Genomic DNA, 25,322 nt, shown 5'->3' on the forward strand with positions numbered 1-25,322 from the left:
ATATTAAAAAAAGATACTGAAAATCATCGTACGAATTATTAAATTTGTAGTTATGATGAATAAAAATCTAATCGAAGGAGAAGATTATTATCTTTCGGATCGTGGCTTTCGCATTTTTACAGAAAAATATCTTTTAAACAGAGGGTATTGCTGTATGAGCGGTTGTAAACATTGTCCGTACGGATTTAATAAATTAGTCGATCAAGTTCGAAAAAAAACAAAACCAATTACCATGACATTTCAAGAAGAAATACTACAAGGAATACCAGCAGTTTTACCACGAACTGCTTTATACGATACCACTATTAATCACGCACCAAAGCGTAAAGAAATATTAACTGCCGAAGAAAAAATATTAGCGTTGCGTAATGCGTTGCGCTATTTTGAACCACAACATCACGAAACTTTAATTCCAGAATTTAAAGAAGAATTAGAAAAATACGGTCGTATTTACATGTATCGTTTCCGTCCAAGTTACAGAATGTATGCTCGAGATATTAACGAATACCCAGGAAAATCGTTACAAGCAAAAGCCATTCAAATGATGATTCAAAACAACTTGGATTATGCTGTAGCACAACATCCGCACGAATTAATCACCTATGGTGGTAACGGAGCCGTTTTTAGCAATTGGGCACAGTATTTATTAACCATGAAGTATTTGGGCGAAATGACTGATGAGCAAACATTAGTTATGTATTCGGGGCACCCAATGGGCTTGTTTCCATCGCACAAAAACGCACCACGTGTTGTTGTTACCAATGGAATGATGATTCCGAATTATTCGAAACCAGACGATTGGGAAAAATTCAACGCTTTAGGTGTAACGCAATACGGACAAATGACAGCAGGTTCGTATATGTACATTGGTCCGCAAGGAATTGTGCACGGAACAACGATTACGGTTTTAAACGGATTTAGAAAAATTGGCAAAGAACCAAAAGGGAACTTATTTGTAACTTCTGGCTTAGGTGGAATGAGTGGGGCGCAGCCAAAAGCAGGAACTATTGCTGGTTGTGTAACGGTTTGCGCCGAAGTAAATCCTAAAATCACAAAAATTCGTCACGAACAAGGTTGGATTCACGAAATGATTGAAGATTTAGATGTATTGGTAAATCGTGTTCGCAAAGCGCAAGCAAATAAAGAAATTGTTTCTATTGCTTATTTAGGAAACATTGTGGATGTATGGGAAAAATTTGATCAAGAAAATGTACATATCGATTTAGGTTCTGATCAAACATCTCTACACAATCCTTGGGCAGGCGGTTATTATCCAGCAGATCAATCGTTTGAAGAATCAAACCGAATGATGGCGGAAGAACCAGAATTATTCAAAGAAAAAGTTCAAGAAACATTACGTCGCCACGCTGCTGCTATCAACAAGCACACAGCAAAAGGAACCTATTTCTTTGATTACGGAAATGCTTTCTTATTAGAAGCATCGCGTGCTGGTGCTGATGTTATGAATCCAAATCCAACTTTGGGTCGTGAGTTTAAATACCCTTCTTACGTACAGGATATTATGGGACCAATGTGTTTTGATTACGGTTTTGGACCTTTCCGCTGGGTTTGTGCATCAAATAATCCAGAAGATTTACAAAAAACAGACAATATTGCTTGTGAAATTTTAGAAGAAATGATTAAAACATCGCCTGCTGAAATTCAACAACAAATGAAAGATAATATTCAATGGATTCGTGGCGCACAAGAAAACAAATTAGTTGTGGGTTCACAAGCGCGTATTTTATACGCCGATGCTGAAGGTCGTGCTAACATTGCAAAAGCCTTTAACGATGCTATTGCAGCAGGAAAAATTGGACCAGTAGTGTTAGGTCGTGATCACCACGATGTATCTGGAACCGATTCTCCGTACCGCGAAACATCAAATATTTATGATGGCTCTCGATTTACAGCCGATATGGCCATTCACAATGTTATTGGCGATAGTTTCCGTGGTGCTACTTGGGTATCTGTTCACAACGGCGGTGGCGTTGGTTGGGGCGAAGTAATTAATGGTGGTTTTGGTATGCTTCTTGATGGAACTTCAGAAGCAGAACAACGTTTAAAATCAATGCTTTTCTGGGATGTAAACAACGGAATATCAAGAAGGAGCTGGGCGCGTAATGAGGGTGCTATGTTTGCTATTCAACGTGCAATGGAAGCAGAACCATTATTAAAAGTAACACTTCCTAATTTAGTAGACGATAACTTATTAAATTAAAACATATGAAACTATTAAAATTTTTACCACTATTAGCTGTGCTATTCTTAGCATCGTGTAGTTCGGTGCAAGTAAACACAGATTATGATAGCTCTGTTAACTTTAACGAGTTTAAAACGTATGCGTTTATGAAAGATGGAGTTGATAAAATCAATATTTCTGATTTAGACAAAAAACGCATCTTAAAAGCAATTGACGAACAAATGGCAGCTAAAGGATATACAAAAAGCGAAAATCCGGATTTGCTAATTAATTTGTTTACCGATGCTAAACAAGTGGTTCATGTAAATAATTATGGTGGCTGGGGTTATGGTTATTACCGTCCGTGGGGATGGAATCCTTGGATGATGGGGCCAGGTTATCAATCGGTTTCAACATCTACACAAGGCATTTTGTTTATTGATGTATTAAAGGCATCTAACAAAGAACTTATTTGGCAAGGTAAAGGAACAGGTTATTTAACCAACAAACAAAGCAAAAAAGAAGAAAGAACAAAAGAATTTGTAACCAAAGTATTGGAAACGTTTCCTAATAAATAACAAAAAAGCAAGGCTTAAAACCTTGCTTTTTTTATGCCTTATCAATTTCTTCTTGAATTTCTTCCCAATCAGTCATGGTGTTTTCTAAATCTTTTTTAAGTTTTTCGTACGATGAAAACCATTTGGTATCGTTCATTAACTTTTCATAATCTTTAGCTAATTCGGCATCGGCTTTAGCAATTTTCTTTTCGAGATCTGTAATAGTACTTTCTGCTTTACTTAAACGATTATTTAATGCTTTCAATCGTTTTTGATCTTCGTAAGAAAGTGACTTATTTTCTTTCTTTTCAACAACTACCTTATATTGAAGTGTATCCTTTTTTTGCTCAAAAGCACGCATATCGGTAGCGTTTCTTTCTTCTAAGAAATAATTAATATCGCCTAAATATTCTTTGATTTTTTTGTCTTTAAATTCGTATACTTTCTCTGTCATTCCTTGTAAAAAGTCACGATCATGGGAAACCAACAACAAAGTACCTTCGTATTTCTTTAATGCTTGCTTTAAAACGTTCTTAGACTTAATATCAAGGTGATTGGTAGGCTCATCCATCAACAACACATTAATTGGCTTTAAAAGCAGCATAGCTAACGCCAAACGGTTACGTTCGCCTCCAGAAAGAACTTTAACTTTCTTTTCTACATCATCGCCTCTAAACAAAAACGATCCTAAAATATCGCGCACTTTAGCTCTATTGGCATCGGTAGCAGCATCAATCATGGTGTCTAACAACGTTTTTTCGCCATCTAAATAATCTGCTTGATTTTGCGCAAAATAACCTAACTGCACATTATGACCAACTTTGATAGATCCGTCATAATCAAACTCGTTCATAATTGCTTTGATCAAAGTTGATTTACCTTGACCATTTTGACCCACAAAAGCAATTTTACTTCCTCTTTCGATCATTAAATTAATATCCTGGAAAATTGTTTTCTCACCGTAATTCTTCGTTACCTTTTCAATTTCCAACACCACTTTTCCTGGTGTAATAGAAACTGGAAAAGATATATTCATTACCGCATTATCGTCCTCATCTACTTCAATTCGCTCTACTTTATCTAACTTTTTAATAAGCGATTGCGCCATAGCAGCTTTGGTAGCTTTGTAACGAAACTTTTCGATTAACTTTTCAGTTTCTTCAATTTTCTTAGCTTGATTTTTTTGAGCTGCCAATTGCATTTCGCGCATTTCCTCTCTTAAAACCAAATATTGAGAATACGGCTTATTGAAATCGTAAATTTTACCTAACGATATTTCGATGGTGCGATTGGTTACGTTGTCTAAAAACATTTTATCGTGCGAAACCAATACAACAGCACCAGAAAACGATCGTAAAAAGTTTTCTAACCAAATGATAGATTCAATATCCAAGTGGTTAGTAGGCTCATCTAATAGCAAAATATCGTTGTTTTGTAACAACAACTTAGCCAACTCAATACGCATACGCCATCCACCAGAAAAAGTATCGGTTAACTGATCAAAATCTTCTCTTTTAAATCCTAAACCTAATAAAATTTTCTCTGTATTTCCTTGGTATTGATAACCGCCTAAAATATCATATCTGTGTGTTAAATCACTTACTTTTTCAATTAAATCATGATAACTTTCGGTTTCATAATCTGTTCTATTAGCAAGCTCAAAATTGGTTTCCTCTAACTGTTTTTCAACGTACAATATATCATCAAAAGCTTGATAAGCTTCTTCTAGAATAGTTCTTCCTTGAACAAAATCAATATCTTGCTTTAAAAAACCTAATTTAATTTCTTTATCGGATGCAATAACACCGGAATCTGGTTGCACTTCGCGAGAAATAATTTTAAGCATCGTTGATTTTCCTGCTCCATTCTTACCTACCAACCCAACTCTATCACCAGCTCCTAATCGAAAAGTAACACTTTCAAACAAATAATCTCCGTTAAATGAAACGGACAAATCGTGTATATTTAGCATGTTGCTATTTTATTAATTGTAATTTTTTATAATATCGAGCTACATCGATATTTTTATCCAAAGGTACATCATTTTCAATGTTAAGGAGCAATATTTCTGCAAGATAAGGCGCTAAAAGCACGCCGCGTGTACCTAAACCGTTTAAAACGTAAACATTTTCATGTTGGTAATGCGCACCAACCAAAGGGCGACGATCTTTTACAGTTGGGCGAATTCCTGCTACACGATTGATAATTTCATACTCGCAATCAAGCAATTCTTCTAAACCTTCTATAAGTTCTTTTTTTGCAGCTTCAGTAGTTGCATCTGTTTTATCTTCCCAATTATAAGTAGCCCCCACTTTGTACAAATTGTTACCTATTGGAATAATAAAAACACCCGATTTTACAATGACTTTTAGTTTAAGATCAGGTATTCTAACATAAAGCAATTCCCCTTTGGTGCCGTCAACAGGCAAGTAATGAAACAAAGGATTGTTCAAAATGGAAAAACCATCTGCAAATATTAAATGCTTTGCTTCAATATCTTTGTAAAAAATGGAAGAATCATTTATTATTAAAGATTTGTGATCAAAATACTCACTTCTTAAAACATTAATGCTCTTTAAGTAATTTTGATAGGATATAACAAATTGATTTACATTTAAAAAGCCTGTATTGTAAACTTCACCAAAATAAAAACTGCTTTTAATACCTTTAAGCTGTTCATTAAAAAGCTTCGGATTTAAAAAAGGGGCCGTATTAGAATTATCACAAGCAAGAAACCAATTATTTTGCTCTTCAATGCTTGCAAACTTTCTAAAAATAGGCATTTGATGATAAAAAGAAGCGTCTAGAAACTTCTCTACTTGTGGATAAAAATCATCTGCTAATTTCAACTGAGCTTCTGATTCCCAAATTGATGTAAATCGCTTTAAAACAACAGGGTTAAACATGCCGCCTGCCACTTTAGAAGACGACCTTATATCACCGTCAATAACTACAAACGTTTTATTGGCTTTATAAAGTGTGAAAGCCATACACAAACCTGCTAAACCACCGCCAACAATAATATAATCTGTTTTCATAGTATAAAAAAACTCTTATCATTTTTGATAAGAGTTTTATATTAATTCATTACAAAATTAGTAATTCCATAAATCATCTTCAAAATCTCGGATAGATTCTTTAATACGATCTGCTTCTAGTAATTGCATCATTGCATTTCCTTGTACATAATCCTTAATATCTCTGTCTCCATAGATATTATCGGTTTTGTAAATGGTTCCTGCAAACTTACGTGCATTAAACAAGAAATCGTAATTTACCTTCATTGCAGGGTTTTTCTCATTAAATGCATAAGAATTATACAATGTTTCACGCGCATCTGGGAAGAAAATCCAACATAATGGAACCGCTTGTTCATAATCAGTACCTTTAGTAGCTAAATCAGTAACAACAGGTGCAATTGCTAACATACGGTATTTTAACTCACCAGCATTACGATCTAAATACCACATACCCATGATACGATATTCTTTTACATCAGTAGGTTTAATCTCAACTTGATAAATATATTGTTTATCAATTTTTCCTTCCATCATAAACTGTTCCTTACCAGCTTCAGCAGTATCAGTTCTAACAAACTTACTCTCTAAGTTTTTAGGATTAATTTTCCATTTGAAATTATCATCTTCATACGCTTTAGTGATTTTACCACTCATTACTGCATCCTTTAATATATTCCAAAGAGGCTTACGATCAATAGTTTCTTCTAAAGGAAAATAATAAACTAAATTTTGCTTTTGATCTAAAGATAATACTTCCCAAACTTTCTTTTGAAAAATAACATCACGATCATTCACATATTCATATGGAATAGGTCCATCTGCTTTCGCATAAATATCCTCAATAGATTGCTCTCCAATCTCTTCAGGAGACTGTGCATTCAAAATATTGTTTTGAGCGAAGGTAACAGTTGAAACCACAACCGCACACATTGCAAAAAATAAATTCTTAATATTTTTCATAATCTATTTGTTTTATTGAATTGTAAACGTTGCGTTTGTAGGATCTTTGATCACAACACCCGGAGCGTTATCTAATTTTGCTTTGATATTTACAATACGTACTACATCACCAGGGCGTAAACGACTTGCTTTTGAGGCAGCTGAAGCTGGTAATGAACCTCCTCCATTTACTACCTCAGAACCCATACCTGGGAAGACAATAGTATATTGTGTTACTCTTAAATTCACATCAAATTCAAAATCCTCCATTTTAGCACTTACTGAAACTTGAGCTAAGTTACTAGCAGGCCCTTTTGCATCATACTCACCACGGATTAATCCACGAGGACGAGGAAGTGTTTTAATACGGAATACTTGTTTAGAAGTAATTGCTTTACCATCTGGCATTGTACCTGTAGCAGTAATAACAGCTTCTTTACCAGCACTAGGTACAAAAACATATTTACCATTACCCGTTTTCTTTAATGTACCATTAGTTGCACTTGCATTTACTTTATCTGAAGTAATACCTTCAACAGTAATAGAAATTGGGTTATCTAAACCAATATATACAACATTCATTTTATCTGCAGAAATAGTAGCAGAACTTGGGCGACCAACTACAACGTAATTAGAATTCAAGATATCAACCACAACAGGTTTTCCATCTTCCATGAATGTAAACTTACCTGTAAATTTATGTTCTCCTAAACCTGAAGCAACACTTGTTGATTCTACCTGACCCGCTTTGATTCTTGAAGCAGGAATAGCTGAGCCGTTAACTACTACTGAAGTAGGAACAGTTGAGTTATCATATCTTCCTAAAACTACTTTATATTTAATAGCCTCACCTTGGTAGTATACTGATTTATCAGTAATAACCATAGCCTGGTAATTTTTCATAGAAGCAGCTTGTTTTAATGAGTTACCTAAGAATAAGTCATAAGACTCACGCTCTAATACTCTAACATCATTTTGTAAAGCAGATAAATATGCTAATGATGCAACTGCAGGATACCCTTTAAAGTGATAATCTAAATATTCAATATCTTGATTGTCTTTATTTTTTACAGGATTTGTGTTGAATTTAGCATCAATATTCTCAATAAGAAATTTATACTTAACATCATTTCCAATAATTGCTTTAAAGTCTGCACGATATTTTGCAAAACGAGCTTCAATTTCTTTACCTTTTGCAGATAAACCATCTTTTTCAAACCAACCGTAATCAATCTCCTGTCCTTTGTCCATTTGTTCGTAAGGAAGTTTATTAGTTACAGGATCGTTAATAAAGCCTTTAGTTGCATCTACTTTTAAAGAACCAATATAATTGTAAAACTCATTTGAAAGCTTTTGAACTTTCTGAGCCATTTGATATGGTTCTGTATAACGCGCTGGCTCATCGTTAGCTTTAGAAGCTAAGCCACCTAATAAAAATTTATTTGTTTCATCAGCACTTATATTAGCTGATTCAAACTTCTCGTTCATTAATCCAAAAGCTGTTAACACTTCTTTTGACATATTTAGGGCCATCATCGCGATGAACACTAAATACATCAGGTTAATCATCTTCTGTCTTGGGGTTTGTTTTCCTCCTGCCATGTCTAATTAGAATGTTTTAAAAGTTAATACTAATTAGCTGTTTTACCCATAGCAGATAACATTCCACCATAAACCGCATTTAAAGTTGATAAGTTAGAAGTTAAAGACATCATTTGCTCTTTCAATCTTAAATTGTTTTCAGCAACCTCTCTATTGATATCTGCATTTTTAGTAGCACTTTCTAATTGTACTTTGTACATAGAATTTAAAGACTCTAATTGTAGAGCAGCTTGTGCCATTTCTTCAGCATATCTATTAGATGAAGCTACTGTATCAACTGTAGGAGCGATTCCTTTTGCAGCTGCTTCGAAATTTTTAATACTATCACGTAAGCTTTCCATTAAGTTACCGTCAATTTTAGCTTCTTTTAAGATATTATCTAATTTCTCTGATAATAAACTTCTCTCCATTGTTGGCTGTGCAACTGCAACATGTTGTTGAGTAGCTGCTGCGTAAGCAGGTGCTTGCGCTGGTGCAGAAGTTTGTACGTGTACAGCTGGTGCTGGTTGAGAACCACCTACTGATGTTGTAGCTACAGTACCTGTAACCCCTACATTACCGCCTACTTGCATAGTTCTTGGCGCACCACCTTTTAATTCAGGATAAACAAGTGCCCAATCTACTTCATCATCTACTGGTTCAAAAGCCGAAATTGCGAAAATCAAAGCCTCAACTAAAAGTCCTACAGTTAACATGTTGTTACCATTTAAAGGTCCAAACTCCATGTGAGTAATTTTAAATAATGCTCCAACGATTACAACTGCTGCTCCCATACCGTAGCAGAAATTCATTACTTTTTTAGGTATAGCCATCTCTTATGTTTTAATTTAATTTATAGTTAGTTAGTTTATTAATAGTTTAATTATTTTTGATTTCTTCCACTTTGAGGAGCATTAGCTTCATTTAACAAGCCCGGCCCTGGTGCAGAAACAACTGTTCTAAATCCGATGTAACAACGAGCAGAGTCAGCATTTTCTCTATCACGTGTAGCAACTTGTAAGAAATAGTGAGGATCTCTCCAAGAACCACCACGTACAACTTTTATTGGATTAGTAGTTGTTCTACCTTTTGGTTTTAAACCTGATTGTAATAAATATGTTTCTTCGTCATAAGATGAGTTTGTCCACTCAGCAACGTTTCCAGCCATATTATATAAGTTATATCCGTTTGGTTTGTAAGAACGTGCTTCAGCTGTATATAAAGCTCCATCAACAGCGTAATCTCCTCTATCTGGTTTGAAGTTAGCTAAGAAACAAGCTTTTTCATCTGTTGTATAAGGACCTCCCCAAGGATACATTGCATTTTTAAGACCTCCACGAGCTGCATATTCCCACTCTGATTCTTCAGGAACACGGTACTCATATAAACTGTGATTCATTTTACGGTCTGTTGAGTATGATTTTTTGTAAAGGGTTCTCCACGCTGCAAAAGCTTTTGCTTGATGTGCTGTAACTCCTACAACTGGATATTCTCCGTAAGCCTCATGCCAAAAATATTCTTTAAACATTGGCTCATTATAAGAATAGTTGAAGTTTTTAGCCCAAGCAGTTGTATCTGGATAAACATTTACAATTTCTGTTTTTAAGAACTTAGACTGACGGTTTCTTGAATCGTTTGAAGAATCATTTATATAACCGTTAGTATCCCACCAAGAATATTTGAAGTTTAATTTTTTAACATCGTACGTAATCATACCATTCAAGTTTTGAACAGCTGGAATGTACAATGAATCCATTACCTCTACGTAATATTCATCTGGATAACGTTTTGGATCTGTAATTAAACGTGCTTTTTTATTTAAACGACGACCTGCGTATTCATCATCATCCATTGCCATACTATAATAGTTATCATACATATAACGATCATAAGCAGACTGATTTTGATTTAACGATGGATCTTGTACTTCTTGAAATGCAAAAGCACCAATTCCACCTGCTGTTTGATCCATTCCCATTTCATCAGCCATGATAGCTAAACGTGTTCTTGTAATAGAATCTTTAACAAACTCAACGAATTTACGATATTGATTATTGGTAATCTCCGTTTCGTCCATATACATAGAACCAATGGTTACGTTACGAGCCGGTGCATCTTCTGCCCCTAATAAATCTTCATGAGTTTTACCCATTGTAAAAGATCCTCCAGGTATGAAAGCCATTCCCTGTGGCTTTTCGGTAATCCAGCGTTTTCCTTGAGTTCCTTCTAGTAGTTCTCCTCTATCACCAGAACCACAACCGAATAATAACGAGACAACCGCAGAAAGTGTAATGAACTTCTTCATATATTAATTGGGGTTTTATTTTAAAAAATTATTCAAAGCGTAAACCTATTTAATTATTTTTAAATATACAACGAAATCTTAAAAAAAAATTTAATTTATATTTAACAATTTTATTTTGAAAATGTTAAGCCAATAGTTTTTTATTAGCAAGCCACCATCTTTCAGGTACAATATTTTGCAAAGCTTGCTTGTAATCATCATGGCTACAAGGAAATAAGATTTTATGATCTTTGTTATCAAGCCCTTCAATTTCAATCCACCATCTATCCGAAACATCGCTTTTATAAAAAATTAATTCTTGCTCTTCTAAAGGCACAATGTATTTTAAATAATTTGCTTTGCTAATATAAGGATATTCATTCATTCTGAAATTGAATCCTTCAACAAAATACCATAAAATCTGCGTAATTAGCAAACTTTTTTCTGATACATTATCAATATTAAAAACACCAAAACTACTTACACGATCACTTAAACCAGCGTAACGTGCTAAAGCACAGATTTCTCGCCCATCAAAACCATTTGGATTAAAGTGTGAAAAAAATCCTAAATCGGCTGATTTAATTGCATTACAATCTAAACTTACTAGGTCTGCATCACGTAAAACAGGTTCTGATATTTTAACATTTGAGATGACTTCTCCTAAGCGATATGCTTCAAAATACATCTTCTCTATTAAATCGATTTCTTCTTGCGAATTAAAATATGTTTGGTATCCTAACACACTAAAATTATGTAAATTGGTTGGTGCCTCCATAATAATACGCGTCATAAATGATTCTGAAGGATTTACAACATCATTTACAACATCAATTTTATTATCTATACAAACTAAATTTACACTTTGCTCTTGGGTATCATAACTACGGTACATACCATAGGTAATATCTTGTGAACCACCAATAACAATAGGTAGTATTTTCTTTTTTAGCAAATCGGATACAATGAGCTTTACAGCCACGTACGTATCTTCAATAGATTCTCCAGCTTCAATAGACCCTAAATCGATCATTTTTGATGTCCAATTTCCAGGAAAAAGCTGGTACCAATTCTTACGCAAAGTATCAAAATTAATATCTTCTTTGCTATTTAACAGCGTACCTCTGCTTTCATTCACTGTAATAAAGGCAATTTGTACATTATCTAACTCAGGAAATGATTTAGAAGTGTGGATGTCAATTGTTTTACCTAACGAATGCTTAGGCAATGTTTGTATGTATGTTTCTAACTCTGTAGAGATTGGTTTTAAAATTTCGTACATAAGAGTTTTTATTTTTTAGTTGCGCGTTTTACAGGTGCTTTTTTTACAGCTGTGGTTTTAGACGCTACTTTTTTAGCTGGTGCTTTTTTGGCTGCGGTTTTCTTTGCTGGCGCTTTCTCTTCGATTAATTTTTGAACATCTTCTAAGGTTAATGCAGCTGCATCAACATCTTTGCTTAGTTCAATTTTAATTTTTCCTTTTAAAATGGTTGATCTGCCCCAACGTGCTTTTTCAACTTTTATCCCCTCTTCTTTCCAATCGTGAATAACTTTATCTTTTTCTTTTTGAATTTTATCTTCAATTAATTCTTCAATATCGTTTTTAGATAAATTATCAAAATTGTATTTTTTGTTAACGTTGATAAAAATACCGTTCCATTTTAAAAACGGACCAAAACGCCCCACTCCTTTTTGCACAGGTAAACCTTGATACTCTGCAATAGGTGCATCGGCTTTTTGTTTTTCTTTTATCAACTCAATAGCGCGTTCTAAAGATACATCTAACGGATCTTCTCCTTTTGAAAGTGAAATAAACTGATCTGCATAACGAACATAAGGACCAAAACGACCATTATTTACTTCTATTGATTCGTTATTATATTCACCCAAAGTTTTTGGTAATAAGAATAACGACAAAGCTTCTTCTAAATTGATACTTCCTATATTTTGAGATGCATTTAAGCTTGCAAATTGTTTTTCTTCGTCATCAGCGTCTCCAATTTGAGCAATAGGCCCAAATTTACCCAAACGCACCAAAACGGGTTTTCCTGATTTTGGATCGGTTCCTAACACACGTTCTCCAGACTCACGTTCTGCATTTTTTTCAACATCAACTACTGTTGGATGGAAATGACTGTAAAACTCGTTCATCATTTTGGTCCAATTCAAATTACCCTCTGCAATTTCATCGAAACTCTCTTCTACTTTTGCTGTAAAATTGTAATCTAAAATGGTATCAAAATTTTTCACTAAAAAGTCGGTAACAATCATACCTATATCTGTAGGCACTAATTTTCCTTTATCAGCGCCCACCTTTTCAATTTGTGTAGCAGTTGTAATTTTACCATTTTGTAAACTCAACACTTCATAGTTACGCTCACTACCTTCGGTTGTACCTTTTTCTACATAATTACGTGCAATAATCGTTGAAATTGTTGGTGCGTAGGTTGACGGACGACCAATTCCTAATTCTTCTAACTTTTTAACCAAAGCAGCTTCGGTATAACGTGCCGGGGGACGTGAAAAACGTTGCGTTGCTGTTATTCCATTGTTTGTTAAACGTTCGTTTACTTTTAATGCAGGCAACAAACCTTCTTGTTCTTCATCTTCATCATCATTACCTTCAAGATATACTTTCAAGAAACCTTCAAAAAGTAACACTTCGCCCGAAGCAATAAAGTTTTGATTGTGCTTGTCTGCCGCAATAGTTACGTTGGTACGTTCTAATTGCGCATCGCTCATTTGAGATGCAATGGTACGTTTCCAGATTAATTCATACAAACGTGCTTGATCACGATCAATATTCACCGAATGACGCGACATATCTGTTGGGCGAATTGCCTCGTGGGCTTCTTGTGCACCCTTAGCTTTTGTAGAAAAATTGCGTGGTTTACTAAATTCTTTTCCGTAGTAATTTACAATCTCCGTTTCGGCAGCTTTAATTGCATCTTGTGATAAATTAACACTATCGGTTCTCATATAAGTGATTAACCCACTTTCATACAAACGCTGTGCTAACATCATTGTTTGACCAACAGTGTAATACAATTTACGCGACGCCTCTTGTTGTAAAGTAGAAGTAGTAAAAGGCGCAGCTGGCGATTTTTTTGCAGGTTTTGTTTCTAAATCGGCAACTTTAAATTGTGCTTCAATATTTTTTTCTAGAAAAGCAAACGCTTCTTCTTGTGTTTTAAAATTCTTTGGCAATTTAGCTTTAAACGATTTTCCGTTTTCAGCCATAAACTCGGCAGTAATACTAAAAGAAGATTCGCTTTTAAACTGCTCAATTTCTCTTTCGCGTTCTACAATTAAACGTACAGAAACCGATTGCACACGACCTGCAGATAAACCTGCACGAACTTTTTTCCATAAAACAGGCGAAAGCTCATAACCCACCAAACGATCTAAAACACGACGCGCTTGCTGAGCATTTACCAAATTATAATCAATACCTCTTGGGTTTTCAATGGCTTTTTGAATGGCAGTTTTTGTAATTTCGTGAAAAACAATTCGTTTTGTTTGGTTTTCTTTCAGCTTTAATTCTTCGGCTAAATGCCAAGCAATAGCTTCTCCTTCGCGGTCTTCATCGGATGCTAACCAAACCGTTTCGGCTTTTTTAGATAAATCTTTTAATTTTTTAACTACCGCTTTTTTATCAGCAGAAACTTCGTATTTTGGTTTGAAATTATTTTCAATATCCACACCAATTTCCTTTGAAGGAATATCGGCAATATGCCCAAAACTAGATTCTACCTGATAATCAGCTCCTAAAAATTTTTCTATTGTTTTTGCCTTTGCAGGCGACTCCACGATCACTAAATTCTTTGCCATTCTACTTTAATTTGTCAGCAAAAGTATATGATTTTTTTAAATAAAGCTTTTTATACTATTTAATTATATCAAAAAAAGGTGCATCTATTTTTTTTCAACAACACTTTTAACTGTATTGTTTTAAGTTTTGCGTCAAGATTTTTTTTAGTTCTTTAACCAATTCTTTTGGTTGGATTATTTTTATTTGATGATTGTGCGATAATAGCTCAGAAACCAACTCCATTGTAGGAATAACCTCTAAAGATATTATGGTTTTACCGTTTTCGATTTCGGTTTTTTGCGAAGGATGAATAGGCAATGAACTAAAATATTTACCATATTCTATAGATGTTTCTATTTGCACCGTAACTGCTTCGGTAAAATTAGCAAGTGGTTTTGTGGTAACGCCAATAAAATGATTAAAATGATTTTTTACAGAAACAGATTCTTGTAACTTAAAATTAGTTCCTAATTGTGCATCGTAAATACGATCTAACGCAAATGTTTTTAAAAAGGTCTGGCGCAAACCATCTTTTAGCTCATAACCCACTACGTACCAGCGAAATTTACTTTCTTTTAAAGCCAATGGCATTAATTTACGACGATTAGCTTTGTATTGATCAAACTTTTGATACTCAAATTCCAGATACTTATATTCACAAATAGCTTCTTTAATTGTTTGATAATTCTCTAAACCCAAAGCTTTTCGGTCATCAATTAAAATAAAATCAGTTGTAGAAACATCTTGCGCAATATGCAACATCTTTAAACTATCCATAGTAAACAATTGCTGATTTTTAGAACCATTTACAAAAGCACTGTTTTGCAACACATACTTTTTCTGCGATTTATCAAACTTTATTGTAATGTTTAATGATGATTCAATATCCTTTAAATCACGTTGAAAAGTTCGCAAAGAAATACTATTATCATCATCGGCATGAACTCCTTTTAATTTACTGTTAATATCCTCAAAACTTAATCCGCTACCGTTATGCGTTTGAAAAAGTTCCACAATACGTGTTAATCTACTAATTAAATTATGCTTTGTAGCCATATTATTTTATTCAAAAGTGTTTTTAAAAAGATTTTCAATAGCGTTAATGCCAAACAAATTAATGTTGCGCGTACCAATACCTGCAAAGTGCAAAGCTGTTATTTTAGGATTATTAACACACTTTTTAAAGTTTTTATAGTAATAATCGTAATAAAACCACTGTACCTGATCTTGATCAAACACAAAAACAGGCTTATTGGTATTTATTGCCATTTGCACTGCCCAAGCCGTACCACCTTGTACACACCATCCATTATCTGTATTTTTCAAAATACTTATAGCAAAAACTTCGTCTGCATTTTTAACCTGAAACCAATTGCGCGCAAGTAACTTTAAATATGAATTTACTTTGGCACGTTTTAAAACTAAATTGGCTTTATGAACATGTTTAACTCCTTCGGCAAATTGCATTTCGTTTAACTCATATTTATTTTCAGAAGTATGATGCTTGGTTTTGTAAGAATACGCAATTACATCAACAGCAAATTTGTTCGAGAAAAACTCAAAATAAGTATCAGCACCTTCTGCACCGCCCGAATAACAAATATGTTTTGTAAACTGCTTCATGCTAGTAAAGATACGTTTTTTAAACGTCGTAAAAAGTCGTTTTAAAAATATTTAGAAAACATCTGCCATCTTGTCATAAAATTAATTTTAATTGTATCTTTGCAAATTGATTCGTACACGATTATGATTTTATGGAAAAGGTAATTGAAGAAAGCAAACAAGGAACAAGCCTTGTTTTAGAACATAAAAGCGATAATAAAAAGAAACTTTTTATTGAAAGTTACGGTTGTCAGATGAATTTTTCTGATAGCGAAATTGTTGCATCCATCTTAGCAAACGAAGGCTATAATACCACTCAAAATTTAGAGGAAGCCGATTTAGTTTTAGTAAACACTTGCTCTATTCGAGATAAAGCAGAACAAACGGTTCGTAAACGTTTAGAAAAATACAATGCTGTAAAATCAATCAATCCATCAATGAAAGTAGGTGTTTTGGGATGTATGGCTGAACGTTTAAAAAGCAAGTTTTTAGAAGAGGAAAAAATTGTAGATATGGTTGTAGGACCAGATGCTTACAAAGACATTCCTAATTTATTAAAAGAAGTTGATGAAGGTAGAGATGCCATTAACGTTATTTTATCAAAAGAAGAAACCTATGGCGATATTGCGCCAGTACGTTTAAACAGCAATGGTGTAACAGCGTTTGTTTCTATTACACGTGGTTGCGACAATATGTGTACGTTTTGTGTAGTACCTTTTACACGTGGTCGTGAGCGTTCGCGTGAGCCAAAAAGTATTATGGAAGAAATTAAAGACTTGCATGAACGCGGCTTTAAAGAAATCACATTGTTAGGTCAAAACGTAGACTCATATTTATGGTACGGCGGTGGTTTAAAGAAAGATTACGACAAAGCTACCGAAATGCAAAAAGCAACAGCGGTAGATTTTGCTCAGTTGTTAGACATGTGTGCAACAACGTATCCAAAAATGCGTTTCCGTTTTTCTACGTCAAATCCACAAGATATGCACGAAGAAGTGATTCACATTATGGCAAAGCATCATAATATTTGTAAATACATACACTTACCTGTTCAATCGGGTTCTACGCGTATTTTACATGAAATGAACCGCCAGCACACACGTGAAGAATACATGACTTTGGTTGATACCATTTACCGCATTATTCCTGAAATTTCTTTATCACAAGACATGATTACAGGTTTCCCAACCGAAACCGAAGAAGACCATAAAGACACGCTTACATTAATGGAATATGTAAATTACGACTTTGGTTATATGTTTGCCTATTCAGAGCGCCCAGGAACAATGGCTGCCAGAAAAATGGAAGATGATGTACCAGAGCCTGTAAAAAAACGCCGTTTGCAAGAAATTGTTGATTTACAACAGCGCATTGCTATGGAACGCACCAAACGTTTTGTAAACCAAACGGTTGAAGTGTTAATTGAAAAAACATCAAAACGTTCAGACGAGCATTGGTCTGGAAGAAACTCGCAAAACACAACCGTAGTTTTCCCTAAAGAAAATTATAAAGTAGGCGATTTTGTATTAGTAAAAATTAACGATTGTACATCGGCAACTTTAATAGGAGAAGCTGTAGGATATTCGGAAATGCAATCGTAAAAAACAAAAGAAATGGAATCAGTTCAAGCCATAAAACAACGTTTTGAAATTATTGGTAACGACCCTAAATTAAACAGGGCCATTGAAAAAGCCATTCAAGTTGCACCAACCGATATTTCTGTATTGGTAACGGGTGAAAGCGGCGTTGGTAAAGAAAATATTCCAAAAATTATACATGCGTTATCGCATAGAAAACACGGCAAATATATAGCGGTAAACTGTGGTGCTATTCCTGAAGGCACCATTGATTCTGAACTTTTTGGTCACGAAAAAGGTGCGTTTACCGGAGCAGTTGGTGCCCGCGAAGGTTATTTTGAGGTAGCTAACGGAGGTACTATTTTTTTAGACGAAGTTGGTGAACTACCTTTAACCACACAAGTACGTTTATTGCGTGTGTTAGAAAATGGCGAATTTATGAAAGTAGGTTCGTCTAAAGTTCAAAAAACCGATGTACGTATTGTAGCTGCAACAAATGTTAAAATGTTTGAGGCAATTGACAAAGGTAAATTTCGTGAAGATTTATACTATCGCTTAAGTACGGTAGAAATTAATTTGCCGCCATTGCGTGAGCGTGGAGAAGACATTCATTTACTTTTCAGAAAATTTTCTTCTGATTTTGCTCACAAATACAAAATGCCGCCAATAAAGCTTACAGAGCAAGCTGCAGAATATTTAAAACATTACCGATGGGATGGTAACATTCGTCAACTGCGTAATATTGCAGAACAAATATCGGTTATTGAAACCAATAGAGATATCGATCTAAAAACCATTCAATCGTATCTACCTAATCGCAATGCACAGTTGCCTTCTTTAATCGAAACAAAAAAAGCAGAAAGCGATTTTAGTAACGAACGCGAAATTTTGTATAAAGTTTTGTTTGATATGAAAGCCGATTTAAGTGATTTAAGAAAGCTTACACTTGAATTAATGAACAACTCAAATTCAAGTCAATTTCAAGAAAGCAACAAATCATTAATTCAGCGTATTTACAATCAAGCCGAAGAAACTGCGCCAGCACAAACAAGCAATAGATCAATTCCTTTAAACGAATTAACCGCTTCATCGCCTAATAACATCAATCATTCACAAGAAATCATGGATGATACTGATGATGAAAACGATTATTTAATTGCGGAAACTATTGATGAGGAAGATTCTTTGAAATTAGAAGAAAAGGAGATTCAACTTATTAAAAAAGCACTTGAACGCAACAGTGGAAAACGCAAAGCTGCAGCCGATGAATTGGGAATTTCTGAAAGAACATTGTACCGAAAAATAAAACAGTATGATTTATAAAATAATTAAAAACACCCGCTTTTTTGTTTTAATAATTACTATTTGTACTTTATTAAATAGCTGTGGTGCCTATAATTTTACTGGAACAGGCAAAATTGATGCGGCATCGTTTCAAGTAAATTATTTTTTAAACAATGCAGAATTGGTTGAACCTGGTATTGAACGTACTTTTACTAATAAATTACAAGAATTAATACAAAACCAAACCAGTTTAAACCTTACCAATACCAACGCAGATTTGTTGTACGAAGGCGAAATTACCGATTACAGAATTTCACCTATGACTGCTACTGCCGACCAAACTGCGGCGCAAAACCGTTTGTATATTTCTGTAATGGTACGTTTTTCAAACAAAAAAAATCCTGAAGACGATTTTGAAAAAACGTTTTCACACTTTTATGATTTCCCTGCAAACGATCAATTAGTTGGTGGTAAATTAAACACCGCTTTAGACGAAATTTATGATCGAATTACGCAAGATGTTTTTAATGCTTCGCTAGCAAAATGGTAACATTATGAACGCACAACAATACATAAACGCTTTAAATAATCCGTACCAATTAGCAGATACTATTGGCGATGATTTAAAAAACGTAATAAATCAATTTCCGTATTTACAATCGGCGCGTGCGTTGTATTTAAAATCATTGCACCAGCAAAGAAGTTTTTTGTACAACAGTGAATTAAAAAAAACAGCAGCTTATACAACAGATCGCGATGTTTTGTTTGATTATATTATTTCGGAAGATTTCATCATTTACAAATCGTTGCAAATAGAAAATGTAGAGGTGATTGATGAAGATTACATCAAATTTAAAAAGCCCGAACCAACTTTAGATGAAACCATTGAAAAACGTGTTTTAGAAACGTTGGTATATATTGAAAACGCGGATAAAGAAACTGAATTGATTCAAAAAATCGATCAAATTTCAAAATCCAAAATCGAAGCTAAACAGGAAAAAGCAGAAATTTCGCTACCAAAAGAAGAAGTTGAAATTTTAGAAGAAAAATTAGAAGTAGGTACACCTTTAGATTTTTCTACAAACGATAAATTTTCGTTTACAGAATGGTTAAAATTAACTTCGGCGCAACCAATTGATCGTTCAAACGAAGAAATAGAATTGCCATCTGACGAAAAAGCAGAGCAAAACACAACCGATTCTGTACAAGAAAAACAAAAAAAGATGGATTTAATTAATCGATTTATCGAAACAAATCCTAAAATAACACCAAGCAAAACTACCGTAATTCCGGTAATAAATATAGAGCGTACAGAAGATGATGAGCCCTATTATATGACTGAGACTTTAGCGCGCATATACTTAGAACAAAAAAAATATCAAAAAGCTATTCAAGCTTATGAAATATTAATTTTGAAATATCCAGAAAAAAGTAGTTTATTTGCAAATCGAATTTTAGATATCAAAAAATTACAAGAATTTAATAATATTTAATCCAATGAATACGTTTACCATTTTTTTAGTATTAATTACTATAGTAGCCTTGCTTTTAATCATTGTTGTAATGATTCAAAACCCTAAAGGAGGCGGCTTAGATTCATCATTAGGTGGTTCAACATCTATTGGAGGTGTACAAAATACAAACAAATTTTTAGATAAAAGTACTTGGACTTTAGCAGGAGCTTTAGTTATTTTAATTCTTTTATCTAGTTTAAGTTTCAACTCAGGATATTCTAATGAGTCTAAAATTTTAGATCCAAATACTGTTCCTGCGCAACCAAGTGTACCTGCTGCTGCCCAAAATACGCAACCTGCAGCTAATACACCACAACAACAAGCACCTGCAAACAACGCACCTGCTACACAACCAGCAAATTAATTAAGAATAAAACAATACAAAATGCCAGCTTATGACAAGCTGGCATTTTTTTTATGACAAATTATCAATTTATAGAGTTGGCACGTTTTTGGTCAAACTAAAAACAAAAATATAAATCAATTATTTTAACCAATATATTTTAAAATATGGCATTAAACATTAAACCATTAGCAGACCGCGTAATTATTGAGCCGGCTGCAGCTGAGACTCAAACTGCTTCAGGAATCATCATTCCAGATACTGCAAAAGAAAAACCTCAAAAAGGAACTGTTGTTGCTGTAGGTAATGGCAGAAAAGATGAACCAATGACTGTGCAAGTTGGCGACAGCGTTTTATATGGTAAATACGCAGGAACCGATTTAAAATTAGAAGGTAAAGATTACCTAATTATGCGCGAAGAAGATATTTTGGCAATTATATAATCATCAAAAGAACAAAGAGAAAAGAAGATAGTCGAAAGATAAATTTCGACTTAAAACCTTAAATAAAATTATGGCAAAAGATATAAAATTCGATATTGAAGCACGCGATGGTTTAAAACGCGGTGTTGATGCATTAGCTAATGCAGTAAAAGTAACATTGGGTCCTAAAGGACGTAACGTAATTATTTCAAAATCGTTTGGTGCGCCTCACGTTACCAAAGATGGTGTTTCAGTTGCTAAAGAAATTGAATTAGCAGATACCTTAGAAAATATGGGTGCGCAAATGGTGAAAGAAGTTGCTTCTAAAACCAACGATTTAGCGGGTGATGGTACAACTACTGCAACCGTTTTGGCGCAAGCTATTGTTAAAGAAGGATTAAAAAACGTTGCTGCGGGTGCAAATCCAATGGATTTAAAACGTGGTATTGACAAAGCGGTTGAGGCAATTGTTGCCGATTTAGCTTCTCAAACTCAAGAAGTAGGTTCTACTACAGAAAAAATCAAACAAGTAGCTTCTATTTCGGCTAACAACGATGAAGTTATTGGTGAATTAATCGCTGAAGCTTTTGGTAAAGTTGGTAAAGAAGGTGTGATCACTGTTGAAGAAGCTAAAGGAACGGATACGTATGTTGACGTTGTTGAAGGAATGCAATTTGATAGAGGATATTTATCACCATACTTTGTAACCAATCCTGAAAAAATGGAAACAGAGTTTGATAATCCTTACATCTTATTATACGATAAAAAAATCTCATCGTTAAAAGAATTATTACCTGTATTAGAACCAGTTGCGCAATCAGGAAAAGCGTTGTTGATTATTGCAGAAGATGTTGATGGTGAAGCCTTATCAACTTTAGTAGTAAACAAATTACGCGGTGCTTTAAAAATTGCTGCTGTAAAAGCGCCAGGTTTTGGAGACAGAAGAAAAGCAATGTTAGAAGACATCGCGATCTTAACAGGAGGAACAGTAATTGCTGAAGAAAGCGGATACACTTTAGAAAACGCAACTTTAGAAATGTTAGGAACTGCTGAAAAAGTTTCTATCGACAAAGACAACACAACGATTGTTAATGGTGCTGGCGAAGCGGACATGATTAAAAACCGCGTAAACCAAATTAAAGCACAAATGGAAACTACTACATCTGACTACGACCGTGAAAAGCTACAAGAGCGTTTAGCTAAGTTAGCGGGTGGTGTTGCCGTTTTATACGTTGGTGCTGCTTCTGAAGTAGAAATGAAAGAGAAAAAAGACCGTGTAGATGATGCTTTACATGCAACGCGTGCAGCTGTAGAAGAAGGTATTGTTGCAGGTGGTGGTGTTGCCTTGTTACGCGCTAAAGCTGCTTTAGCAAACGTTAACGCTTTAAATGCTGATGAGCAAACTGGTATTCAAATTGTTTCGCGTGCGGTAGAAGCCCCATTACGTACTATTGTTGAAAATGCAGGTTTAGAAGGTTCTGTAATTGTTGCAAAAGTAGGCGAAGGTTCAGGAAATTTTGGTTACAATGCAAAAACCGATGAGTATGTTGATATGTTAGCTGCAGGAATCATCGATCCTAAAAAAGTAACACGTGTAGCTTTAGAAAATGCGGCATCGGTTTCTGGAATGATTTTAACTACAGAATGTGCTTTAGTAGATATTAAAGAAGAAGGTGCAGGCCAAATGCCAATGGGCGGCGGTATGCCAGGAATGATGTAATCATTTTATCACATATAAATAAAAGCCAATCAAATTGATTGGCTTTTTTGTTTTCTAAAATAAACCTAATTAACAATTTATTAATGAAAACCCATTTATTTATTCGTAAATTGAAAAGATAAAACATTAATCTTTAATAATATAAATTATGAGTAACGGAAAAATCTACGACAGACCAACATTTAAACCTCATTACGACAACTATATTAATGGTAAATGGACAGCGCCCGCTTCTGGAAAATACTTTGATGTAATTACTCCGTTAGATGGAAGCGTAATGACAAAAGCGGCACATTCAAATGCAAAAGATTTAGATTTAGCTGTTGATGCAGCAACCGAAGCGTTTAAAACGTGGGGTAAAACTTCAGCAACGCAACGCAGTATCATTTTAAATAAAATTGCAGATCGTATTGAAGCTAATTTAGAAATGATTGCGGCTGTTGAAACGGTTGATAATGGTAAACCAATTCGTGAAACTTTAAATGCCGATATTCCTTTAGCAATTGATCATTTTAGATATTTTGCAGGCGTTATTCGTGCTGAGGAAGGATCTTTATCAGAATTAGACAGCAATACCGTTTCTTTAATTGTAAACGAACCTTTAGGTGTTGTTGCACAAATTATTCCTTGGAATTTTCCTATTTTAATGGCCGTTTGGAAATTAGCTCCTGCCCTAGCCGCTGGTAACTGTGTAGTATTAAAACCCGCAGAATCTACCCCAATCTCTATTTTGGTATTAATGGAACTAATTGAAGATTTATTACCAGCAGGCGTTGTAAACATTGTAAATGGTTTTGGTGCAGAATTAGGTCAAGATTTAGTAACCAACCCTAAAGTAGCAAAAGCTGCTTTTACAGGTTCTACAGCAACTGGGCGTTTGGTGATGCAATACGCAACAGAAAACATCATTCCAGTAACCTTGGAATTAGGAGGAAAATCTCCAAACGTTTTCTTTGAATCGGTTATGGATGCTGATGATGAATTTTTAGATAAAGCTTTAGAAGGAGCTGCATTATTCGCTTTAAATCAAGGAGAAATTTGTACGTGTCCGTCGCGTTTGTTAATTCAAGAATCTATTTACGATCAATTTATCGAAAAAGTATTGGCACGTGTAAATGCTATTAAAGCAGGAAATCCGTTAGATACATCAACCATGATTGGCGCACAAGCTTCTAAAATTCAGTACGATAAAATCTTAAACTATATCAAATTAGGAAAAGAAGAAGGTGCCGAGGTTTTAACAGGTGGCGAAGCAAACCATTTAGGTGGTGCTATTGAAAACGGTTATTATATTAAACCAACGTTGTTAAAAGGTAACAATAAAATGCGTGTTTTTCAAGAAGAAATTTTTGGCCCCGTGTTGGCTGTAACTACTTTTAAAGACGAAGCTGAAGCTATTGCTATTGCAAACGACACTATTTACGGTTTAGGCGCAGGTGTTTGGACACGTGATGCGCACCAACTTTATCAAGTACCACGTGCTATTCAAGCGGGGCGTGTTTGGGTAAACAATTACCATAATTACCCAGCAGGTGCGCCGTTTGGTGGTTATAAATTATCAGGTATTGGTCGTGAGAACCATAAAATGATGTTAGATCATTACCGTCAAACCAAAAACATGTTGATTTCGTACGATAAAAAAGCAATGGGCTTCTTTTAAAAATTAAAATTATGGGACACACTTCAAGAGTATCGATAACAGAAAAAGCCTCGCAATTAATTGATGAATTGGCTGCAGAATTTGGCGACTTAATGTTTTATCAAGCAGGTGGCTGCTGTGAAGGCACACAACCCATGTGCTTTAAAAAAGGTGGTTATTTCCCTAGATCTAAAGATGTATTAATTGGTAAAATTAAAGATTTTAACTTTTGGATAGATCACGATTTATTTGAGTATTGGAAACACGCTCATTTTGAATTAGATGTATTAGATGGCATTGGAATTGGCGGTTTTTCATTAGAAATTCCAAAAGGGAAAACATTTAAAGTAAATTACACCATTTTTACTCCTGAAGAAGTTGCCTTACTTGAAGAACCTATTACGTATCGTAATTATGCTAAATAAAAAAATCCGCTCGATGAGCGGATTTCTTTATTCACGAAAACCTTTTAAGACTCACGATCGTATTGGCAACAACCGTGCAAACCATCGTAAGCATCTTTAGTTGCTTTTACTTCTTTTGTATCGTGCCCTGCTTTTGCAACAGCTTCAGAAACTTTTAAACCATCGGTTTTATTTTCATCTAATAACAAATGTAATGTTTGATCATCAGAATGCCAATTAGCCGATTTTACACCTTTAACACCCAAAGCTGCTTTTTCAATACGTTTTTTACACATATCGCAGTTTCCTTTCACCTCTACATCAACCTTAGCGTTTTTGTTCTTTTTCTCTTGTGCTTGTGATGAAAAGGCAACTCCTAAAACTGCCAACATCAATACTAAATACTTTTTCATTTTTGTAATTTTAAATTGTTTTTATTTCTT

General features: G+C 34.5%; 22 protein-coding genes. 11 read left to right on the forward strand and 11 right to left on the reverse strand.

Annotation, left to right across the window (positions count from 1 at the left end; genetic code table 11):
• Positions 1-52: 52 nt before the first annotated feature.
• Positions 53-2,221 carry a urocanate hydratase gene (locus H1R17_RS02710; RefSeq protein WP_163432523.1) on the forward strand — a complete coding sequence of 723 codons (2,169 nt, stop codon included), beginning with the start codon at positions 53-55 and terminating at the stop codon, positions 2,219-2,221.
• A 5-nt stretch (positions 2,222-2,226) separates the two neighbouring features.
• On the forward strand, positions 2,227-2,760 hold the full coding sequence (locus tag H1R17_RS02715; RefSeq protein WP_163432522.1) for a DUF4136 domain-containing protein: 534 nt from the start codon (positions 2,227-2,229) through the stop codon (positions 2,758-2,760).
• Between the two features lie 31 nt (positions 2,761-2,791).
• On the opposite strand, the gene H1R17_RS02720 is transcribed toward H1R17_RS02715, so the two are convergent.
• From H1R17_RS02720 to H1R17_RS02765, 10 genes are all read right to left on the reverse strand, one after another.
• A complete protein-coding gene (locus tag H1R17_RS02720; protein WP_163432521.1) occupies positions 2,792-4,711 on the reverse strand; it encodes an ABC-F family ATP-binding cassette domain-containing protein in 1,920 nt (639 codons plus the stop codon).
• 4 nt (positions 4,712-4,715) lie between these two features.
• The gene (locus H1R17_RS02725; protein WP_163432520.1) at positions 4,716-5,777 is read right to left on the reverse strand and encodes an FAD-binding oxidoreductase; all 1,062 of its coding nucleotides are present in this window, start codon (positions 5,775-5,777) and stop codon (positions 4,716-4,718) included.
• Between the two features lie 57 nt (positions 5,778-5,834).
• Positions 5,835-6,719, reverse strand: a complete 885-nt coding sequence (gene gldN, locus H1R17_RS02730) for a gliding motility protein GldN (RefSeq protein ID WP_240453357.1) — start codon at positions 6,717-6,719, stop codon at positions 5,835-5,837.
• A gap of 12 nt (positions 6,720-6,731) precedes the next feature.
• Complete coding sequence (gene gldM, locus H1R17_RS02735; protein WP_163432519.1) at positions 6,732-8,300, reverse strand: gliding motility protein GldM; 1,569 nt, start codon at positions 8,298-8,300, stop codon at positions 6,732-6,734.
• Positions 8,301-8,329: 29 nt separating this feature from the next.
• Complete coding sequence (gldL, locus tag H1R17_RS02740) at positions 8,330-9,112, reverse strand: gliding motility protein GldL (protein WP_163432518.1); 783 nt, start codon at positions 9,110-9,112, stop codon at positions 8,330-8,332.
• Positions 9,113-9,162: 50 nt separating this feature from the next.
• Positions 9,163-10,584 carry a gliding motility lipoprotein GldK gene (gene gldK, locus H1R17_RS02745; RefSeq protein ID WP_163432517.1) on the reverse strand — a complete coding sequence of 474 codons (1,422 nt, stop codon included), beginning with the start codon at positions 10,582-10,584 and terminating at the stop codon, positions 9,163-9,165.
• Between the two features lie 124 nt (positions 10,585-10,708).
• On the reverse strand, positions 10,709-11,845 hold the full coding sequence (locus H1R17_RS02750; protein WP_163432516.1) for a formimidoylglutamase: 1,137 nt from the start codon (positions 11,843-11,845) through the stop codon (positions 10,709-10,711).
• Between the two features lie 8 nt (positions 11,846-11,853).
• Positions 11,854-14,394 (reverse strand): type I DNA topoisomerase, encoded by a 2,541-nt coding sequence (gene topA / locus H1R17_RS02755; RefSeq protein WP_163432515.1) that lies wholly within the window; start codon positions 14,392-14,394, stop codon positions 11,854-11,856.
• A 106-nt stretch (positions 14,395-14,500) separates the two neighbouring features.
• Positions 14,501-15,430: a YafY family protein gene (locus H1R17_RS02760; protein WP_163432514.1), complete on the reverse strand. Its 930-nt coding sequence runs from the start codon at positions 15,428-15,430 to the stop codon at positions 14,501-14,503.
• Positions 15,431-15,436: 6 nt separating this feature from the next.
• Positions 15,437-15,997: a hypothetical protein gene (locus H1R17_RS02765; protein ID WP_163432513.1), complete on the reverse strand. Its 561-nt coding sequence runs from the start codon at positions 15,995-15,997 to the stop codon at positions 15,437-15,439.
• A 131-nt stretch (positions 15,998-16,128) separates the two neighbouring features.
• Here H1R17_RS02765 and miaB point away from each other — a divergent pair, with 131 nt between their 5' ends.
• From miaB to H1R17_RS02810, 9 genes are all read left to right on the forward strand, one after another.
• Positions 16,129-17,577, forward strand: coding sequence for a tRNA (N6-isopentenyl adenosine(37)-C2)-methylthiotransferase MiaB (gene miaB / locus H1R17_RS02770; protein ID WP_163432512.1), 1,449 nt, complete (start codon positions 16,129-16,131; stop codon positions 17,575-17,577).
• Positions 17,578-17,589: 12 nt separating this feature from the next.
• Positions 17,590-18,876 (forward strand): sigma-54-dependent Fis family transcriptional regulator, encoded by a 1,287-nt coding sequence (locus H1R17_RS02775; protein ID WP_163432511.1) that lies wholly within the window; start codon positions 17,590-17,592, stop codon positions 18,874-18,876.
• Positions 18,866-19,387 (forward strand): LPS assembly lipoprotein LptE, encoded by a 522-nt coding sequence (lptE, locus tag H1R17_RS02780; protein WP_163432510.1) that lies wholly within the window; start codon positions 18,866-18,868, stop codon positions 19,385-19,387. The genes H1R17_RS02775 and lptE overlap by 11 nt, the downstream gene beginning before the upstream one ends.
• A 4-nt stretch (positions 19,388-19,391) precedes the next feature.
• Positions 19,392-20,330, forward strand: a complete 939-nt coding sequence (locus tag H1R17_RS02785) for a tetratricopeptide repeat protein (RefSeq protein WP_163432509.1) — start codon at positions 19,392-19,394, stop codon at positions 20,328-20,330.
• Between the two features lie 4 nt (positions 20,331-20,334).
• A complete protein-coding gene (secG, locus tag H1R17_RS02790; protein WP_163432508.1) occupies positions 20,335-20,715 on the forward strand; it encodes a preprotein translocase subunit SecG in 381 nt (126 codons plus the stop codon).
• A 146-nt stretch (positions 20,716-20,861) separates the two neighbouring features.
• Entirely contained in the window at positions 20,862-21,137 is a 276-nt protein-coding gene (gene groES, locus H1R17_RS02795) for a co-chaperone GroES (RefSeq protein WP_163432507.1), read from the forward strand.
• A 70-nt stretch (positions 21,138-21,207) separates the two neighbouring features.
• Positions 21,208-22,836, forward strand: a complete 1,629-nt coding sequence (groL, locus tag H1R17_RS02800) for a chaperonin GroEL (RefSeq protein WP_163432506.1) — start codon at positions 21,208-21,210, stop codon at positions 22,834-22,836.
• A 148-nt stretch (positions 22,837-22,984) separates the two neighbouring features.
• Positions 22,985-24,496 carry an aldehyde dehydrogenase family protein gene (locus tag H1R17_RS02805; protein ID WP_163432505.1) on the forward strand — a complete coding sequence of 504 codons (1,512 nt, stop codon included), beginning with the start codon at positions 22,985-22,987 and terminating at the stop codon, positions 24,494-24,496.
• A gap of 11 nt (positions 24,497-24,507) precedes the next feature.
• Positions 24,508-24,900 (forward strand): DUF779 domain-containing protein, encoded by a 393-nt coding sequence (locus H1R17_RS02810; protein WP_163432504.1) that lies wholly within the window; start codon positions 24,508-24,510, stop codon positions 24,898-24,900.
• A 44-nt stretch (positions 24,901-24,944) separates the two neighbouring features.
• Here the strand turns inward: H1R17_RS02810 and H1R17_RS02815 are convergent, their stop codons facing one another.
• Positions 24,945-25,292, reverse strand: coding sequence for a heavy-metal-associated domain-containing protein (locus H1R17_RS02815; protein WP_163432503.1), 348 nt, complete (start codon positions 25,290-25,292; stop codon positions 24,945-24,947).
• Positions 25,293-25,322: the final 30 nt, after the last annotated feature.

It is taken from the genome of Flavobacterium sp. xlx-214 (genome assembly GCF_013874595.1).
Taxonomy (GTDB): domain Bacteria; phylum Bacteroidota; class Bacteroidia; order Flavobacteriales; family Flavobacteriaceae; genus Flavobacterium.

Coding starts and splice junctions, on each gene's coding strand:
- miaB (WP_163432512.1), top strand. CDS start 16,129: ATGGAAAAGGTAATTGAAGAAAGCAAACAAGGAACAAGCCTTGTTTTA.
- H1R17_RS02775 (WP_163432511.1), top strand. CDS start 17,590: ATGGAATCAGTTCAAGCCATAAAACAACGTTTTGAAATTATTGGTAAC.
- groES (WP_163432507.1), top strand. CDS start 20,862: ATGGCATTAAACATTAAACCATTAGCAGACCGCGTAATTATTGAGCCG.
- H1R17_RS02805 (WP_163432505.1), top strand. CDS start 22,985: ATGAGTAACGGAAAAATCTACGACAGACCAACATTTAAACCTCATTAC.
- secG (WP_163432508.1), top strand. CDS start 20,335: ATGAATACGTTTACCATTTTTTTAGTATTAATTACTATAGTAGCCTTG.
- H1R17_RS02715 (WP_163432522.1), top strand. CDS start 2,227: ATGAAACTATTAAAATTTTTACCACTATTAGCTGTGCTATTCTTAGCA.
- gldN (WP_240453357.1), bottom strand. CDS start 6,719: ATGAAAAATATTAAGAATTTATTTTTTGCAATGTGTGCGGTTGTGGTT.
- H1R17_RS02750 (WP_163432516.1), bottom strand. CDS start 11,845: ATGTACGAAATTTTAAAACCAATCTCTACAGAGTTAGAAACATACATA.
- gldM (WP_163432519.1), bottom strand. CDS start 8,300: ATGGCAGGAGGAAAACAAACCCCAAGACAGAAGATGATTAACCTGATG.
- gldL (WP_163432518.1), bottom strand. CDS start 9,112: ATGGCTATACCTAAAAAAGTAATGAATTTCTGCTACGGTATGGGAGCA.
- H1R17_RS02815 (WP_163432503.1), bottom strand. CDS start 25,292: ATGAAAAAGTATTTAGTATTGATGTTGGCAGTTTTAGGAGTTGCCTTT.
- H1R17_RS02710 (WP_163432523.1), top strand. CDS start 53: ATGATGAATAAAAATCTAATCGAAGGAGAAGATTATTATCTTTCGGAT.
- groL (WP_163432506.1), top strand. CDS start 21,208: ATGGCAAAAGATATAAAATTCGATATTGAAGCACGCGATGGTTTAAAA.
- H1R17_RS02810 (WP_163432504.1), top strand. CDS start 24,508: ATGGGACACACTTCAAGAGTATCGATAACAGAAAAAGCCTCGCAATTA.
- topA (WP_163432515.1), bottom strand. CDS start 14,394: ATGGCAAAGAATTTAGTGATCGTGGAGTCGCCTGCAAAGGCAAAAACA.
- gldK (WP_163432517.1), bottom strand. CDS start 10,584: ATGAAGAAGTTCATTACACTTTCTGCGGTTGTCTCGTTATTATTCGGT.
- H1R17_RS02725 (WP_163432520.1), bottom strand. CDS start 5,777: ATGAAAACAGATTATATTATTGTTGGCGGTGGTTTAGCAGGTTTGTGT.
- H1R17_RS02785 (WP_163432509.1), top strand. CDS start 19,392: ATGAACGCACAACAATACATAAACGCTTTAAATAATCCGTACCAATTA.
- lptE (WP_163432510.1), top strand. CDS start 18,866: ATGATTTATAAAATAATTAAAAACACCCGCTTTTTTGTTTTAATAATT.
- H1R17_RS02765 (WP_163432513.1), bottom strand. CDS start 15,997: ATGAAGCAGTTTACAAAACATATTTGTTATTCGGGCGGTGCAGAAGGT.
- H1R17_RS02720 (WP_163432521.1), bottom strand. CDS start 4,711: ATGCTAAATATACACGATTTGTCCGTTTCATTTAACGGAGATTATTTG.
- H1R17_RS02760 (WP_163432514.1), bottom strand. CDS start 15,430: ATGGCTACAAAGCATAATTTAATTAGTAGATTAACACGTATTGTGGAA.